The organism is Aeromicrobium sp. JP4, from assembly GCF_054957925.1.
In genome coordinates this window covers 2,138,554-2,154,139 of the sequence record NZ_CM143290.1, presented here as the reverse complement: position 1 = coordinate 2,154,139, position 15,586 = coordinate 2,138,554, and the positions used below count along the sequence as shown (strand labels likewise).

Genomic DNA, 15,586 nt, shown 5'->3' with positions numbered 1-15,586 from the left:
TCTCAGACGCCCTGCGGGGCGCCGAGGTGGTCGCCGATCACCCTGAGTCCGGCGAGGTCGTGGACGTCCGTGTCCAGCGCGGGCACGGGCACGACCTCCACGTTCCGGTGGGCGGCACTGAACCGCTCGCGCAGCCGGTTCTCCCGCTCCGCCAGGCGCATCCGCTCGGCATGGACGTCGAGCAGCTCGGCCGTCCGCCGCTCGGCCGCCTTGCCCTGGGCCAGCCGGGGCGACGCCGACTCCGCGTCGGCCGCCGACACCCCCGCCGCCGACTCGTCGTGGACGCGGTTCACCACGAGGCCGGCCAGCGGCATGTCGTCGGCCGCCAGCCGCTCCACGAAGTAGGCCGCCTCGCGCATCGCCGCCGACTCGGGCGCCGCGATCACCAGGAACGCCGTCCCCTCGGCCTGCAGGAGCGAGAACGTCGCCTCCGCGCGCTGGCGGAAGCCGCCGAAGAGCGTGTCGAACGCCGCGATGAACGTCTGCATGTCGGTGAGCACCTGGGCGCCGAGCACCTTGTTGAGCGCGGCCGTGACGATCCCCAGTCCCGCCGACAGCAGGCGCGCCGGGCCACGCGCGGGCGCCAGCATGAGGCGGATGAACCGGCCGTCGAGCAGTGACGAGAGCCGCTCGGGCGCGTCGAGGAAGTCCAGCGCCGAGCGCGACGGAGGCGTGTCGACGACGATGAGGTCCCACCGGTCCTCCGCGTGCAGCTGGCCGAGCTTCTCCATCGCCATGTACTCCTGCGTGCCCGCGAACGAGCTCGACAGCGCGACGTAGAACGGATTGGTGAGGATCTCCGCCGCCTTCTCCGGCGAGGCGTGCGCCTCGACCACCTCGTCGAAGGTGGTCTTCATGTCGAGCATCATCGCGTCCAGCGATCCGCCGGCCGACGTGTCGATCCCCTGCACCGGGCGAGGCGTGTTGTCCAGCTCGAGCAGTCCCAGCGACTGGGCCAGGCGTCGCGCGGGGTCGATCGTGAGCACGCAGACGGTGCGGCCGCTCTCGGCGGCGCGCAGGGCGAGCGCGGCCGCCGTGGTGGTCTTGCCGACGCCGCCCGAGCCGCAGCACACGACGATGCGGGTCTTCGGGTCGGCGATCAGGGCGTCGACGTCGATGCGCGCCGGCTGCTCGGTGCTGGAGAGTCGGCGCTCGGTGCGCGGCCGGCGCTCCTTGCGCGTCGTCGTCACCCGGGTGCTCATCGGGCGTCCTCCACGAGGGGTGCGAGCTGCTCCGCGAGGTCCTGCAGCGCACCGAGGTCGATGCCGCCCGTGAGCAGCGGCAGCGACACGTGAGGCCGGCTGCACGCGTCGATGATCCGCTGCTGCTCGGTCTGGAGGTGCTGGCGCTCGACGTGGCCGAACCCGTCGGCCACGAGCGTGGCCGCGGCCTCGCGCGGCAGGCCGGCCCGCTCCAGCACGGGAGCCACCGCCTTCGCGTCGAGCCGCCCCGCCTCGAGGGCCTCGACGGTGTCGGCCGACAGCAGCGACGGACGGACGAGGTTCACCACGACATGACCGACGGGCAGGCCCTCGCGGGTCAGCTCGTCGATGCCGTCGAGCGTCTCCTGCACGGGCATCTCCTCCAGCACCGTGACGAGGTGCACGGTCGTCTGCGGGCTGCGCATCATCGTCATGATCGACTCGGACTGGGTCTTGATCGGGCCGACCTTGGCCAGGCCGGCGACGTCGTCGTTGACCCCCAGGAAGCGCGCGATGCGGCCCGTGGGCGGCGCGTCGACCACCACGGCGTCGTAGACGAAGTCGGAGGACTTGCCGCCCTTGCGGCGGCGGGCGGCCTCGTAGACCTTGCCCGTCAGCAGGACGTCGCGCACGCCCGGCGCGATCGTCGTGGCGAAGTCGATGACGCCGAACTTGTCGAGCGCCCGGCCCGCGCGGCCGAGGCGGTAGTACATCTGCAGGTACTCCAGCAGCGCCGCCTCGGGATCGATCGCCAGCGCGTGGACGTGGCCCCCGGCATCGCTCGTGGCGATGCGGCGCTCCTCGTAGGGCAGCGGCGGAACGTCGAAGAGCTGCGCGATGCCCTGGCGCCCCTCGACCTCGCACAGCAGCACCGTGAGTCCGCGCTCGGCGAGGGCGAGGGCGAGGGCGGCGGCCACCGTGGTCTTGCCGGTGCCGCCCTTGCCCGTCACCACGTGCAGGGGGGTCGAGTTCGCCACGTCGTCGAGACTACCGAGGGTGCGACGGAAGTGTCGGGCGAGAACCGCGCCCGCCCGTGCGGGATACAGTCGGCCCCATGACCAAGTGGGAATACCTGACGGCCCCGGTGCTCGTCCATGCGACCAAGCAGATCCTCGACAACTTCGGCCGTGACGGCTGGGAGCTGGTGCAGATCGTGCCCGGCATGAACCCGGAGAACCTCGTCGCCTACTTCAAGCGCCCGGTGGCCTGACATGGGTGCCGTCGTCGAACGCCTCGCCTCGATGGGCATCAGCGTGCCCGAGGTCGCTGCACCGGTGGCGTCCTACGTCCCGGCCCTGCGCAGCGGCAGCCACGTGTACACGTCGGGCCAGCTGCCGTTCGTCGACGGCGTCCTGCCGGGCACCGGCAAGGTCGGCGCAGAGGTCTCGCCCGAGGACGCCCAGGGGTACGCGCGACTGTGCGCCCTGAACGTCATCGCCGCGATCGCCTCGGTGGTCGACCTCGACTCCGTCGTGCGCGTCGTGAAGCTGAACGTCTTCGTGGCCAGCGCGCCCGACTTCACGGGTCAGCCGGCCGTGGCCAACGGCGCGAGCGACCTGATGGCCGCCGCGTTCGGCGCCGCCGGCTCGCACACGCGCAGCGCCGTGGGCGTCGCCGTCCTCCCGATGGACACGCCCGTCGAGATCGACGCGGTCGTCGAGGTGGCCTGACGTGCTGGTTCCCCTTCCGGCACCCATGCAGGAGCGTCTCCGGGACTTCGATCCCGCCACGGCCGCCGCACCCAGGGACGCCGCGACCATCGCCGTCGTGCGTGACGGCGCCGAGGGCCTCGAGGCCTTCCTCATGCGCCGCCACTCCGGCATGGCCTTCGCCGCGGGCATGTACGTCTTCCCCGGCGGCGGCGTGCAGGACGACGACGGCGAGCCGATGACGTGGGTGGGTCCGCCTCCCGAGGCGTGGGCCGAGCGGTTCACCTGCTCCCCCGAGCTGGCCGGCCGCCTCGTGGTCGCGGCCGTCCGCGAGACGTTCGAGGAGACCGGCGTGCTGCTGGCCGGCCCCGACGAGGACTCCATCGTGGGCGACACCACCGACCTGGCCTGGGCCCGCGAGGCACTCGAGGCCAAGGAGCTGTCGTTCGCGCGCTTCCTCGCCGACGAGAAGCTGGTGCTCCGCGCCGACCTCCTCGGCGCGTGGGCGCACTGGATCACCCCGGCGCTCGAGCCGCGCCGCTACGACACGCGGTTCTTCGTCGCCGCCCTGCCACGCGGCCAGCGAATCGGCACCGTCAGCACCGAGGCCGACAAGTCGCTCTGGGCGCCCCTGTCGCAGGTGCTGGCGCTCGTGGACGAGGGCCGTGCGGCGATGCTGCCGCCCACCGCGGTCACGTGCCGTGAGCTGGCACCCCTTCCCGCCGCCGAGGTGCTCGAGGCGGCCGCCACGCGCGAGATCCGTCCCATCGAGCCGCAACTCGTCCAGCAGGACGGCCAGTGGTGGCTCGAGCTCGAGCGGGAGGAGCACCTGTGAGCGAGCGTCAGCACGTCACCGAGCGCGCGTCGTTCATCCTGGCCGACAACCCCGGGATCATGACCCTCGACGGCACGAACACCTGGATCCTGCGCGAGCCCGGCGCCTCGCGCTCGGTCGTCGTCGACCCCGGCCCCGACCTCGCGGAGCACCTCGATGCCGTCGTGGCCGCTGCGGGCGAGGTGGCACTCGTCCTCTTCACGCACCACCACGGCGACCACACCGACGCCCTCGACTCCATCGTCCGGACCACGGGCGCACCCACCCGGGCGATCTCGCCGGAGTACACCCGGGACGCCGACCCGCTGACCGACGGGGCGCGGATCGAGCTCGACGGACTCCTCATCGACGTGGTGGCCGCACCGGGTCACACGAAGGACTCGGTGGCGTTCGTGCTGCCGCAGGATCGTGCCCTGCTCAGCGGTGACATGGTGCTGGGCCGCGGCACCACCGTCGTGGCCCACCCCGACGGGGCGCTCGGTCCCTACCTGGAGTCGGTGCGCCGGTTCCGCTCGCTGGTGACCGACGGACACGTGTCGACGATCCTGCCCGGCCACGGGCCGGTCGTCACGGATCCGGGCCCCGTCCTGGACTTCTACCTCACGCACCGCGAGGAGCGCCTCGACCAGGTGCGCGACGCGGTCTCGCGCGGCGCTCGCACCGCACGTGAGGTGGTGGAGACCGTCTACGCCGACGTCGATCCCGTGCTGTGGGGCGCCGCCGAGCTCTCGGTGCGCGCCCAGCTGGAGTACCTCGAGGCCTGAGCCGCGGCGGTCAGGACTGGGCGATCCGCCGGCTCAGCTCCCGGACGCCCGGGCCGCTGAGCTCGGCGCAGGCCTCCGCACGCCCCGCCATCGCCAGGGTGAGTGCCAGCAGCCCGCCCCTCACGGCCGGACCCGATCCCACGGCGAACGGCGCATCGTCCGCCTCCAGCGACAGGTCGCGGACCAGGGTGCGGCTGTTGACCGCGAAGTCCTTCGCGGCGAAGAACTCGGCAACCTCGAGGAGCGCGGCCGGGGAAGGCACGAGCTCGATCCCCAACGGCCGGACGATGTCCTGGCTGTGGACGACGACCTCACCGAGCATGGCGACGTGGGCACCGGCTGCCGCGGTGCGGCTCGGCACGAGCGCGCGGAACGTCGCGAGCGTCTCGGCCGGCGTCGCGCCTCGGTGCCGGGCGACGAGGCGGTCGTTGTGCTTGTCCTGGTCGAACCGGGCGCGCGCGATGCTGGCGATCCAGGCCAGGGTGCCCGTACTCGCGGCGGCGCTCAAGTGGGCCACGACGTCCTCCACGGACCATCGCGGGCACCGTGACGTCGTGCGCCACTGATCAGGACTCAGCGGCTCCAGTGCCTCGACCAGTCGAGCGCGCTCGTTCCGGATGAGGGCCTGGACCTCGGCTGCTGGCAACCGCTCAGCGGGAGCGGCGCTTGAGCCGCTCGAGGTCGAGGATGATGACCGAGCGGGGCTCGAGGCGCAGCCAGCCGCGCGACGCGAAGTCGGCCAGCGCCTTGTTGACCGTCTCGCGCGAGGCGCCGACGAGCTGCGCCAGCTCCTCCTGCGTGAGGTCGTGGTTGACGTGGATGCCGTCGTCGGCCTCGCGACCGAAACGCGCGGCGAGGTCGAGCAGCGCCTTCGAGACGCGACCGGGGACGTCGGAGAACACGAGGTCGCCCACGACCTCGTTGGTGCGGCGCAGGCGCCCGGCGAGCTGGTTCAGCAGGGCGTAGGCCACGTCGGGGTGCGACTGGAGCACGGGGTTGAGCGCGCTGTGGCCGAGGCTGCGCAGCTCGGTGTCGGTGACGGCCGTGGCCGTGGCCGAGCGCGGGCCCGGGTCGAAGAAGGAGAGCTCGCCGAACATCTGTCCGGGGCCCAGGATCGCGATGAGGTTCTCGCGACCGTCGACCGAGCGACGGCCGAGCTTGATCTTGCCCTCGATGACGACGTAGAGCTGATCACCCTCGTCGCCCTCGCCGAACAGGACCTCGCCGCGGCGCAGGGTCACCGGCGACATGGAGGACTCGAGCGCGCCGGAGGCGTCGTCGTCGAGGCCGTTGAACAGAGGAGCTTGGCGCAGAACTTCGTCGGTCACAGCGTTAGTTTCCCACATGCAACCCAGATCACACCCACCTTGGGCCCGCGCGCGTGTGATGTGTCCGGATACGGTGTTAGCGTGCCAGCCGAATCGACGCCCGCGACCTCGCGTCCGGCCACGTCCCTCGTACGGCGCGCACGCAAGATCAACCGGGTCCTGGCGCAGACCTACCCCGACGCCCGGTGCGAGCTCGACTTCGAGAATCCCTTCCAGCTGCTGGTGGCCACGGTGCTGTCGGCCCAGACCACCGACCGTCGCGTCAACGCGATCACACCCGCCCTCTTCGCGGCGTATCCCGACGCCGCCGCGCTCGCCGGCGCCGACCGCGCGGCGGTCGAGGAGATCGTCCGGCCCACCGGGTTCTTCCGCGCCAAGACCGAGAGCATCCTGGGCCTGTCGTCCGCGCTCGTCGAGCGCTTCGACGGCGAGGTCCCGGGGAGGCTGCCCGACCTGGTCTCCCTGCCGGGCGTCGGCCGCAAGACCGCGAACGTCGTCCTCGGCAACGCCTTCGACGTCCCCGGAATCACCGTCGACACGCACTTCGCCCGCCTCGTGCGCCGGTGGGAGTGGGTCGACGAGGCCACCGCGAAGGACCCCGTGAAGACCGAGCACGCCGTCGGCGCCCTGTTCCCGCGCAGCGACTGGACGATGCTGTGCCACCACGTGATCTGGCACGGGCGCCGTCGCTGCCACGCGAAGGTGCCCGCCTGCGGCGCCTGCCCCGTCGCGCAGTGGTGCCCCTCCTACGGCCTGGGTCCCACCGACCCCGAGGTGGCCGAGGCGCTCGTCACCACGCAGGGGCCCGCATGACCGACTCCTCCCACGCGGCCGCTCCCCTCGTCGGACTGCCGGAGTGGCTGCACCCGCTCGCCGAGATGCTCGACTCCGTGGAGGCCGAGCACCTCGCTCCCCGGTTCCCCCACCCGCCGCCGGAGGCTCGCCCCGCCGCCGTGCTGATGCTCTTCGCCGACGGCGCGCAGGGCCGCGAGCTGCTGCTCACCGAGCGCGCGGCCACGCTGCGCAGCCACGCTCGGCAGATCTCGTTCCCCGGCGGGCGGCAGGACGCCACCGACCGCGACCCCGTCCACACGGCGCTGCGCGAGGCGCAGGAGGAGGTCGGCCTCGACCCGACCGAGGTCGTCGTCTTCGGCTCCCTGCCCACGCTGTGGCTGCCGCCGAGCAACCACGCGGTGACCCCCGTGCTCGGCTACTGGACCGACCCGCGCCCCCTGCACGCGCACAGCCCCGACGAGGTCGAGAAGGTGCTGCCCACGCCGCTCGACCTGCTGCTCGACCCCGACCGGCGCTTCAGCGTCGTGCACCCCTCGGGCTGGACCGGACCCGCCTTCGACATCGGCACGGACGTCCCCCTGTGGGGATTCACCGCCGGCATCATCGCCCGCCTGTTCGAGCGCCTGGGGTGGGAGCGCCCTTGGGACGCCACCCGGACCCGACCCATCCCGGAGTGACATGAACTGGCTCGATGTCGTCCTGGTCGTGACGTTCGTGGTCTACGCCTACGCGGGGTGGGTGCACGGGTTCGTCTCGAACGTCTTCTCCGGAGGTGGCCTGCTGCTGGGCTTCCTGCTGGGCATCGCCCTGGCACCGCGGTTCTTCACGCAGGGCGAGGGCGACCCGATGCAGGCCGTCATGTCGATCGTCCTGGTGTTCGTCGTGGCCGGCATCGGCAACTTCGTCGGCACCCTCATCGGGCGGTCGCTGCGCATCCGCCGCGGGCCCGGTCGCGCCGTCGACGCCGTCTTCGGGGCCGCCTTCGGCGCCGTCGTGGTGATGGCGGCCTCGTGGGCCCTCGGCTACGCGGTGAGCGCCTCCACGCTGCCGTACGTCAGCTCGGCGGTGCGCGACTCCTCCGTGCTGGCGCGCGTCGACAACCTCATGCCCGAGCGCGCCGGCGAGGCCCTGCGCGCGTTCACCGACACCCTCACCGGCGACGTCTTCCCGCGCTACCTCGATCCGTTCGAGACCGAGATCATCCCCGACACCGAGCCGCCGGACGAGGCCACCCTGGCCCTGAAGTCGGTCCGCTCGGCCCGCCAGAGCGTCGTGCGGCTGCTCGGACAGGCCGAGTGCCGGCGCACGATCGAGGGCTCCGGGTTCGTCATCGCCCCGGAGCGCGTCATGACGAACGCGCACGTCATCGCCGGCGTCGACCGGCCCACGGTGACGCTGGGCGACCGCAGGCTCGAGGCGCGTCCGGTGTGGTTCGACACCCAGCTCGATCTCGCGGTCGTCGACGTCCCGGGCCTCGACGGCACCCCGCTGCGCTTCGACACCGGCGCGCAGCAGGGCGACCCCGCCGCCGTGCTGGGCTTCCCCGAGAACGGCCCCTTCGACGCCCGCGCCGCGCGCGTCCGCGGCCGGCTCGACCTGAGGGGCCCCGACATCTACGGCGACGGCCGCGTGTCGCGCGACGTCTTCTCGATCCGCTCGCTCGTCCGCTCGGGGAACTCCGGCGGCCCGCTGCTCTCGGCCCGGGGCGACGTCATCGGCGTCATCTTCGCCGCGTCACTGTCCGACCCCGAGACGGGCTACGCGGTGACCGCCAGGGAGAGCCTGCCCGTCGCGCAGGCGGCCACGCGGGCCACCTCGACCGTCGACACCGGGGCGTGCGCCTGATGCGCACGCTCGCCACCGCGCTGCTGTGGTGCGTCGCGACCCTGGCCACGTTCGTCGCGATCGGCGCCCAGTGGTCCGCGGCGCACCTCCAGGACGAGAGCGGCTTCGTCGAGCTCACGTCGCGCGTCGGCGACGACCGGGAGGTGCAGGAGGCCGCCGCGGCACTCGCCGGCGAGGCGTTCGCCGACCAGACCGGCCTGCCGATCGCGTGGCACGACCAGGTGGCGTCCGCCGTCAGCCGGTCGATCCTGCGCCTGACGGAATCGCCCGACTGGAGCAGCGCCTGGCGCGACACCACCCGCAGCACGCACCAGCGACTGTTCGCCGAGCCGACGCCCACCGACATCCGGGCCGACGTCGCGCCGCTGGTGAACCTGGCCATCGCCGAGGTCGACCTGCCGATCACCCTCCCTGGTCCCTCCGAGCTGCCGGTCACCGTGAGCGACGAGGACCCGGCCGACCTCGTCGCTGCCGTCTCACGTGCCCGCGACCTGACGCTCGTGGCGATCGGGGTCGCGCTGGTCGCGGCGGTGCTCGCCCTCTCAGTCTCGCGTCGCCGCTCCACCACGCTGGCCGCGCTCGGGATCGGCGTGCTGCTCGCCGTGGGTGCGTGGTGGGTCCTGGGCCGGATGGCCCTGCCGCAGTTCATCGAGGACCAGGCGGCCGCCACGGCCTACGGCCGGGAGCTGCACGAGGTGCTGACCGACCGGATCGTGGCGTCGCTCGACACGACGCTGCTGTGGGTGGCGCTGGGCGGCGCCGCGCTGACGCTGCTGGGCCTGCTCAGCCGCGCGCGGCGGTCTTGACGCGCGTCCCCGGCGAGGGGCTGCCCGGCTTCAGGGCCCCCGGCAGCTGGCGCACCGTGCCGATCGTGTTCTCGGGCGCGCGCACCTTCTTGAAGCGGGTCCAGGCCACGAGCACGAGCACCACGGCGAGCAGCAGGTAGAACGCCGTCACGATCAGGAACGCCCAGGCGGGGTGCAGCCCGGTCATCGTCAGGAAGTACGCCACGGTGATCGAGGCGAGGATCAGGACCAGCAGCAGCAGGAACGCGGCGACGGCGACGAGGGCGACGCCGATGCCTCCCGCCTTCACGCTGACACGCAGCTCCGACTTCGCCAGCGCGATCTCGTGCTGGACGATCGACGAGAGGTCGCGGGTCACGTCTGCGACGAGTCGTCCGATCGTGGGGTCGTCCGTGGTCTTCGTCATGGCCCGAGAGTACCCAAGTCCGGGCGCGACAGCCTTTCGTGACCGCCGCAGCCCGGACTCGCGGTCATTCCTGGTCGGCTGCCGGCTTCTTGAGGCCGGCGGTGATGAGGTCCATGACCGAGGAGTCGGCCAGGGTCGTCGCGTCGCCGACCTCGCGGTTCTCCGCGACGTCGCGCAGCAGGCGGCGCATGATCTTGCCGGACCGCGTCTTGGGCAGCTCGGGCACGACCATGATCTGGCGCGGCTTGGCGATCGGGCCGATCTCCTTGGCCACGTGGTTGCGCAGCGCGACGATCGCCTCCTCGGTGCCACCGGCCTCGCCCGCCGACTCGCGCAGGATCACGAACGCCACGACGGCCTGGCCGGTGGTGTCGTCCGAGGCACCCACGACGGCGGCTTCGGCCACGGTGGGGTGCGACACGAGTGCGGACTCGATCTCGGTGGTCGACAGGCGGTGCCCGGAGACGTTCATGACGTCGTCGACGCGACCGAGCAGCCAGATGGCGCCGTCGTCGTCCTTCTTGGCGCCGTCGCCGGCGAAGTACATGTTCGGGAAGCGCGCCCAGTAGGTGTCCTTGAACCGCTGGTCGTCGCCCCAGATCGTGCGGAGCATCGACGGCCACGGCTCGGTCAGGACGAGGTAGCCGCCCTCGCCGTTGCCCACCGGCTTGCCCTCGTCGTTCACGACCTCGGCGCTGATGCCCGGCAGCGGGCCCATGGCCGAGCCGGGCTTGGCGGTCGTCACGCCCGGGAGCGGGCTGAGCATGTGCGCGCCGGTCTCGGTCTGCCACCACGTGTCGACGATCGGGGTGCGGTCGCCGCCGATGTTCTTGCGGTACCAGACGTAGGCCTCGGGGTTGATGGACTCGCCCACCGAGCCCAGGATGCGCAGCGTCGACAGGTCGAACTGGGCAGGGATGTCGTCGCCCCACTTCATGAACGTGCGGATCGCGGTGGGGGCGGTGTAGAAGAGCGTCACGCCCTTCTCGGCGATGATCTCCCACCAGCGGCCCTTGTGCGGGGTGTCGGGCGTGCCCTCGTAGAGCACCTGCGTGGCGCCCTCGGCCGTGGGCCCGTAGACGATGTACGAGTGGCCGGTGACCCAGCCGACGTCGGCGGTGCACCAGAACACGTCGGTGTCGCGCTTGTGGTCGAAGACGGCGTCGAACGTGTAGGCGCACTGCGTCAGGTAGCCGCCGCTGGTGTGCAGGATGCCCTTGGGCTTGCCCGTGGTGCCCGACGTGTACATGACGTAGAGCGGGTGCTCGGCGTCGAACGCCTCGGGGGTGTGGTCGGTCGAGGACTCGTCGACCAGCTCGTCCCACCAGACGTCGATGTCCTGGTCGAACGCGACCTCCTGGCCGGTGCGGCGCACCACCAGCACGTTCTCGACCGGGCTCCTGTCGCCGAGCTTGGCGATCGCCTCGTCGACGGCGGGCTTGAGGGCCGAGGGGTTGCCGCGACGGTAGCCGCCGTCGGCGGTGATGACGAGCTTGGCCTCGCAGTCCTCCACCCGGCTGGCGAGGGCGTCGGAGCTGAAGCCGCCGAAGACCACCGTGTGCGGTGCGCCCACGCGGGCGCACGCGAGCATCGCGATGACGGCCTCGGGGATCATCGGCAGGTAGATGGCCACGCGGTCGCCGGCCTCGATGCCGAGCTCGGTGATCGCGTTGGCGGCCTTGGACACTTCGTCCTTGAGCTGGCTGTACGTGATGTCACGGGTGTCGCCGGGCTCGCCGACGAAGTGGAACGCGACCTTGTCGCCCAGGCCGTTCTCCACGTGGCGGTCGACGCAGTTGTACGCGACGTTCAGCTTGCCGCCGACGAACCACTTCGCGAACGGCGGGTTCGACCAGTCGAGGACGTCGGTGAACGGGGTGTCCCAGGTGAGCCGGTTCGCCTGCTCGCCCCAGAATCCGAGGCGGTCCTGCGCGGCGCGGTCGTAGGCCTCGGCGGTGACGTTGGCGTTGGCGGCCAGGTCGGCCGGCGGCTCGAAGATGCGGTCCTCGTGGGCGAGGTTGTCGATGCCGGTCTGAGTCACGAGTGGGCCTCCTGGCGCGGTGGGGGTTCTGGTGTCGCAGGTCACAACTGCCGACGACTTTACGGTGCCCCATGGCGGCCGGTGTGCGCCAGAGCACACCGACGAGCGGCCGCTGTCGTGCGGCGAGCGGTGCGCTCCCGGGCGGGAGACTTCACCTGAGCCAGCGCGAGAGCTCCTCGGCGAGGCCGTCGGCCTCGACCGGGCCGGTGACGTGGTCGGCGACGGCGATGAGCTCGTCGGGGGCCTGGCCCATGGCGACGCCGCGGCCGGCCCAGCGGATCATCTCGACGTCGTTGCTGCCGTCGCCGACGGCGAGGACGTCGGCGGCCGTGAGGCCCATCGAGCGGCTCACGACGTCGAGGCCCGACGCCTTCGAGACGCCCTCGGGCGCGAGGTCGAGCCACGCGGTGTAGCCGATGTAGTAGTTCGTGCCGTCGAGGCCGAGGTCCTCGACCAGCTTCGAGAACTCGTCGCGGTCGTGGTCGGGGGCTCGCACGACGACGCGGGTGACTGGCTGCGAGACCATGCGGTCGACCTCGTCGAGGATGATCTTGCCGGTGATCTCTCCCTTGGGGAACGCGCGGTTCACGCGGTAGCCGATGCCGACCTCCTCGACCGCCACGAGCGCCTCCGGCACCCGCTCGAGCACACGCTTGACGGCCTCGCGGGCGTCGAACGTGGTGGTGTGGACGACCTCGAACGGGTCGACGTCGAACACCACGGAGCCGTTGCTGGCCACGCCGAGACCCTCACGGAAGCCCAGCTTGTCGAGCACGTCGTAGACGCCCGGGACCGCGCGGCCGGTGGCGATGACCACCGGGACGCCCTGCTCGCGCAGGCCGAGGATCGCCTCCTTCACCGCGGGGCTGAGCTCGTTGCGGTGGTCGACGATCGTGCCGTCGACGTCGAGTGCGACGAGCTTCGGGCGCCAGGTCACGCCGACGCCTGACCGATCGGCCTCAGGACCTCGCCGAGGAGCGGGTGCAGCGCCGCCGGCAGCCGCACCGAGCCGTCGGCCTGCTGGCCGTTCTCCAGCAGCGCCACGATCGTGCGGGTCATCGCGCACAGCGTGCCGTTGAGCGTGGCGACGTGCGAGGTGCCCTCGTCGGCCGCGCCGCGGGTGCGCACGTCGAGCCGGCGTGCCTGGAACTCGGTGCAGTTCGACGCCGACGAGAGCTCGCGGTACTTGGCCTGCGTGGGAATCCACGCCTCGCAGTCGAACTTGCGCACGGCCGACAGGCCCAGGTCTCCCGCCGCCACGTCGACGACCCGGAACGGCAGCTCGAGCTTCGCGAGCCACGCCTTCTCCCAGCCCAGCAGCCGCTCGTGCTCGGCGGCCGCCTGGTCGAGCGTGGTGTAGACGAACATCTCGACCTTGTCGAACCAGTGCACGCGGAAGATGCCGCGGGTGTCCTTGCCGTACGACCCGGCCTCGCGCCGGAAGCACGGGCTGAAGGCGGCGTAGCGACGCGGCAGCGACTCGGTGGGGAGAATCTCGCCGCCGTGGTAGGCCGCGAGCGGCACCTCGGAGGTGCCGACGAGGTAGAGGTCGTCCTTCTCCAGGTGGTAGACGTCGTCGGCCGCCTGGCCGAGGAAGCCGGTGCCCTCCATCGCCTGCGGCTTGACCAGCGCCGGGGGGATCATCGGCGTGAAGCCCCACTCGGCGGCCGTGGACATCGCCAGCTGCACGAGCGCGAGCTCGAGCTGGGCGCCGACGCCCGTGAGGTAGTAGAACCGCGAGCCGCTGACCTTCGCGCCGCGCTCGACGTCGATGGCGCCGAGCAGCTCGCCCAGCTCGAGGTGGTCGCGCGGCTCGAAGCCCTCGGCGGCGAAGTCGCGCGGCGTGCCGATCTCCTCGAGCACGACGAAGTCGTCCTCGCCGCCCGGGGGCGCGTCGACCGTGGGGTTCGGCAGGGACTTCAGCAGGAGCTCGAACGCCTTCGCGGACTCGGCCTGGGCGGCCTCGGCGGCCTTGACCTCGGTGCTCAGCTCCTTCGTGCGCGCCAGCAGCGCCTGCTTCTCGTCGCCCTGCGCCTTCGGGATCTGCTTGCCGAGCTGCTTCTGCTCGGACCGCACGGCCTCGAACCGCACGATCGCGGCTCGGCGGGCCTCGTCGGCCGCGATGAGCTGGTCGACGACCTCGGGCGACTCGCCCCGGCGCTCCTGGGCGGCTCGCAGCAGGTCGGGTTCGTCGCGCAACAGTCGGGGATCGATCACTCCGCCAGCCTAGCGAGGCGTGAACGGCCGAGTCGTCCCGGCGCGGTTACGCTGAGCGGGCCCCATTTCTGACGAGAGGACCGCAGTGACGATCGACCTGCGCCGCGCCGACGGCGACCGGCCGCTCCTGCCGACCGCCCTCATGGTGATCGGCGGCGTCGTGTTCGTCGTCCTCACGATCCTGGTGTCGATCCGCTGGCAGCCGCTGATGGACCTCGACCAGGAGGTCGCCGAGTGGGCCTACGACGTCTCGGCGTCGCGCGCCTGGCTGGTCGACCTCCTCGACTTCGTCGCCATCGTCACCAGCAACTGGACCGTCGCCATCGTGCTGTCGGTGCTCGCCGGTCTGCTGTGGTGGCGCAACGAGCGGCTCGTGGCGATCTGGGTGGTCGTGTCCGGTGTCGTGGTCCTGGCCGGCAACGCGCTGATCAAGCTCGCCGTGAAGCGCGAGCGTCCGGTGTGGGACCTGCCCCTGCACGAGATCGGCGGCTACTCGTTCCCCAGCGGACACTCCGCCGGCGCCGGGCTGTTCTTCACCGTCCTGGCCCTGCTCACGATCGTGGTCACGGGCCGCGGGCTGCGCCGGCGCCTCTGGCTGACGCTGTGGATCGTGCTCGCCCTCCTCGTGGCCGCCGACCGCGTCTTCCTGGGCGTGCACTTCCTCAGCGACGTCACGGCGGGCCTGTGCTTCGGCGTCACGGCCACGCTCCTGCTGTGGCAGCTCCTGGTCCACGGCCGCGGCCGGATGCCGTCCGAGCTCGCGGTCGTCACGGGCTCGGGCCGCCGCCGCGCCGCGGTGGTGCTCAACCCCGTCAAGGTCGGCGACATCGAGGACTTCAAGGCGAAGGTGCGCCAGGTCGGCGCCGCGCACGGCTGGGACGAGCCGCAGTGGTTCGAGACCACCATCGAGGACCCCGGCCACGGCCAGACCCGCCTGGCCCTCGACTCCGACGTCGACCTGGTCATCGCCGCCGGTGGCGACGGCACGGTGCGCGCCGTGTGCGAGGAGGCGACCCGCTCCGGCGTCGCGATCGGCGTGCTGCCCCACGGCACCGGCAACCTGCTGGCGCGCAACCTCGACATCCCCGTGAACACGCGGGACGCCCTGGACGTCGTGTTCGGCGGCCAGGACCGCGCGATCGACCTGGCCAGCTTCAGCACGGACGGCGGCACGGAGACCTCGTTCCTCGTGATGGCCGGCCTGGGCATGGACGCCATGATCATGACGGGCGTCAACGAGGACCTGAAGAAGCGCGTCGGCTACCTCGCGTACTTCGTGTCGGGCGTCAAGGCGATCACGTTCCCGCGCACCAAGGTCGAGATCACCCTCGACGACGACGAGCCGCGCCACTTCCGGGCCCGCACCGTGGTGATCGGCAACGTGGGCTTCCTGCAGGGTGGCATCCCGCTGCTGCCCGACGCGCAGATCGACGACGGGCTGCTCGACGTCGTGATCGTGGCACCCAAGCGCTTCATCGGCTGGCTGTCGATCGTGGCCCGCGTCATCACGCGCCGCAAGACCAACGACGCGCGGCTGACCCGCCTGTGCGCCCAGCGCGTGCACGTGAAGGCCGAGAAGCCCGTTCCCATGCAGCTCGACGGCGACCCGGTGGGCGAGGGCCGCGAGATCACGGCCGAGATCCACCCGGGCGTCGTCCTGGTGCGGGTGCCGGCCACGCTGGCCCCCGCCGAGTAGGG

At 72.0% G+C, this 15,586-nt stretch carries 17 protein-coding genes; 9 read left to right on the top strand and 8 right to left on the bottom strand.

Annotated elements, in window-relative coordinates; genetic code table 11:
* Nucleotides 1–2 precede the first annotated feature (2 nt).
* Complete coding sequence (locus tag ACY1JX_RS10565; RefSeq protein WP_286930818.1) at nt 3–1,202, bottom strand: ArsA family ATPase; 1,200 nt, start codon at nt 1,200–1,202, stop codon at nt 3–5.
* Entirely contained in the window at nt 1,199–2,179 is a 981-nt protein-coding gene (locus tag ACY1JX_RS10560; protein ID WP_286930817.1) for an ArsA-related P-loop ATPase, read from the bottom strand. The genes ACY1JX_RS10565 and ACY1JX_RS10560 overlap by 4 nt, the downstream gene beginning before the upstream one ends.
* A gap of 77 nt (nt 2,180–2,256) precedes the next feature.
* Here ACY1JX_RS10560 and ACY1JX_RS10555 point away from each other — a divergent pair, with 77 nt between their 5' ends.
* The 4 genes from ACY1JX_RS10555 to ACY1JX_RS10540 are packed head-to-tail and all read left to right on the top strand — an operon-like array spanning nt 2,257 to nt 4,450.
* The gene (locus ACY1JX_RS10555; protein WP_153302903.1) at nt 2,257–2,412 is read left to right on the top strand and encodes a DUF4177 domain-containing protein; all 156 of its coding nucleotides are present in this window, start codon (nt 2,257–2,259) and stop codon (nt 2,410–2,412) included.
* Nucleotide 2,413: 1 nt separating this feature from the next.
* Complete coding sequence (locus tag ACY1JX_RS10550; protein WP_286930816.1) at nt 2,414–2,872, top strand: RidA family protein; 459 nt, start codon at nt 2,414–2,416, stop codon at nt 2,870–2,872.
* 1 nt (nt 2,873) lies between these two features.
* Nucleotides 2,874–3,686 carry an NUDIX hydrolase gene (locus ACY1JX_RS10545; RefSeq protein WP_286930815.1) on the top strand — a complete coding sequence of 271 codons (813 nt, stop codon included), beginning with the start codon at nt 2,874–2,876 and terminating at the stop codon, nt 3,684–3,686.
* Nucleotides 3,683–4,450 (top strand): MBL fold metallo-hydrolase, encoded by a 768-nt coding sequence (locus ACY1JX_RS10540; protein WP_286930814.1) that lies wholly within the window; start codon nt 3,683–3,685, stop codon nt 4,448–4,450. Before ACY1JX_RS10545 ends, ACY1JX_RS10540 begins: the two co-directional genes overlap by 4 nt.
* A gap of 10 nt (nt 4,451–4,460) precedes the next feature.
* On the opposite strand, the gene ACY1JX_RS10535 is transcribed toward ACY1JX_RS10540, so the two are convergent.
* Nucleotides 4,461–5,096: a maleylpyruvate isomerase family mycothiol-dependent enzyme gene (locus tag ACY1JX_RS10535; protein WP_286930813.1), complete on the bottom strand. Its 636-nt coding sequence runs from the start codon at nt 5,094–5,096 to the stop codon at nt 4,461–4,463.
* Between the two features lie 4 nt (nt 5,097–5,100).
* The gene (locus ACY1JX_RS10530; protein WP_286930812.1) at nt 5,101–5,778 is read right to left on the bottom strand and encodes a Crp/Fnr family transcriptional regulator; all 678 of its coding nucleotides are present in this window, start codon (nt 5,776–5,778) and stop codon (nt 5,101–5,103) included.
* A gap of 81 nt (nt 5,779–5,859) precedes the next feature.
* Between ACY1JX_RS10530 and nth the strand changes: the two genes are divergently transcribed.
* Genes nth through ACY1JX_RS10510 form a run of 4 tightly spaced genes read left to right on the top strand, consistent with a single transcriptional unit; the run spans nt 5,860 to nt 9,224 of the window.
* The gene (gene nth / locus ACY1JX_RS10525; RefSeq protein ID WP_286930809.1) at nt 5,860–6,591 is read left to right on the top strand and encodes an endonuclease III; all 732 of its coding nucleotides are present in this window, start codon (nt 5,860–5,862) and stop codon (nt 6,589–6,591) included.
* Entirely contained in the window at nt 6,588–7,250 is a 663-nt protein-coding gene (locus tag ACY1JX_RS10520; RefSeq protein ID WP_286930807.1) for an NUDIX hydrolase, read from the top strand. The genes nth and ACY1JX_RS10520 overlap by 4 nt, the downstream gene beginning before the upstream one ends.
* Before the next feature lies 1 nt (nt 7,251).
* On the top strand, nt 7,252–8,418 hold the full coding sequence (locus tag ACY1JX_RS10515; protein WP_286930806.1) for a MarP family serine protease: 1,167 nt from the start codon (nt 7,252–7,254) through the stop codon (nt 8,416–8,418).
* The gene (locus ACY1JX_RS10510; protein ID WP_462563951.1) at nt 8,418–9,224 is read left to right on the top strand and encodes a hypothetical protein; all 807 of its coding nucleotides are present in this window, start codon (nt 8,418–8,420) and stop codon (nt 9,222–9,224) included. The genes ACY1JX_RS10515 and ACY1JX_RS10510 overlap by 1 nt, the downstream gene beginning before the upstream one ends.
* Here the strand turns inward: ACY1JX_RS10510 and ACY1JX_RS10505 are convergent.
* From ACY1JX_RS10505 to serS, 4 genes are all read right to left on the bottom strand, one after another.
* Complete coding sequence (locus ACY1JX_RS10505; protein ID WP_181753422.1) at nt 9,202–9,630, bottom strand: phage holin family protein; 429 nt, start codon at nt 9,628–9,630, stop codon at nt 9,202–9,204. The two genes, ACY1JX_RS10510 and ACY1JX_RS10505, sit on opposite strands and share 23 nt — an antisense overlap.
* A 64-nt stretch (nt 9,631–9,694) precedes the next feature.
* Nucleotides 9,695–11,671 carry an acetate--CoA ligase gene (gene acs / locus ACY1JX_RS10500; protein ID WP_181753423.1) on the bottom strand — a complete coding sequence of 659 codons (1,977 nt, stop codon included), beginning with the start codon at nt 11,669–11,671 and terminating at the stop codon, nt 9,695–9,697.
* A gap of 151 nt (nt 11,672–11,822) precedes the next feature.
* Nucleotides 11,823–12,608: an HAD family hydrolase gene (locus ACY1JX_RS10495; protein ID WP_462563950.1), complete on the bottom strand. Its 786-nt coding sequence runs from the start codon at nt 12,606–12,608 to the stop codon at nt 11,823–11,825.
* Nucleotides 12,605–13,888: a serine--tRNA ligase gene (serS, locus tag ACY1JX_RS10490; RefSeq protein WP_462563948.1), complete on the bottom strand. Its 1,284-nt coding sequence runs from the start codon at nt 13,886–13,888 to the stop codon at nt 12,605–12,607. Before serS ends, ACY1JX_RS10495 begins: the two co-directional genes overlap by 4 nt.
* A gap of 85 nt (nt 13,889–13,973) precedes the next feature.
* Between serS and ACY1JX_RS10485 the strand changes: the two genes are divergently transcribed.
* Nucleotides 13,974–15,584 carry a bifunctional phosphatase PAP2/diacylglycerol kinase family protein gene (locus ACY1JX_RS10485; protein ID WP_286930801.1) on the top strand — a complete coding sequence of 537 codons (1,611 nt, stop codon included), beginning with the start codon at nt 13,974–13,976 and terminating at the stop codon, nt 15,582–15,584.
* The last annotated feature ends 2 nt before the right edge of the window (nt 15,585–15,586 follow it).

Excerpts from the sequence above, each read along its gene's own strand:
- ACY1JX_RS10505 (WP_181753422.1), bottom strand. The coding sequence starts at position 9,630 with ATGACGAAGACCACGGACGACCCCACGATCGGACGACTCGTCGCAGAC.
- ACY1JX_RS10515 (WP_286930806.1), top strand. The coding sequence starts at position 7,252 with ATGAACTGGCTCGATGTCGTCCTGGTCGTGACGTTCGTGGTCTACGCC.
- ACY1JX_RS10520 (WP_286930807.1), top strand. The coding sequence starts at position 6,588 with ATGACCGACTCCTCCCACGCGGCCGCTCCCCTCGTCGGACTGCCGGAG.
- ACY1JX_RS10550 (WP_286930816.1), top strand. The coding sequence starts at position 2,414 with ATGGGTGCCGTCGTCGAACGCCTCGCCTCGATGGGCATCAGCGTGCCC.
- ACY1JX_RS10555 (WP_153302903.1), top strand. The coding sequence starts at position 2,257 with ATGACCAAGTGGGAATACCTGACGGCCCCGGTGCTCGTCCATGCGACC.
- ACY1JX_RS10510 (WP_462563951.1), top strand. The coding sequence starts at position 8,418 with ATGCGCACGCTCGCCACCGCGCTGCTGTGGTGCGTCGCGACCCTGGCC.
- ACY1JX_RS10565 (WP_286930818.1), bottom strand. The coding sequence starts at position 1,202 with ATGAGCACCCGGGTGACGACGACGCGCAAGGAGCGCCGGCCGCGCACC.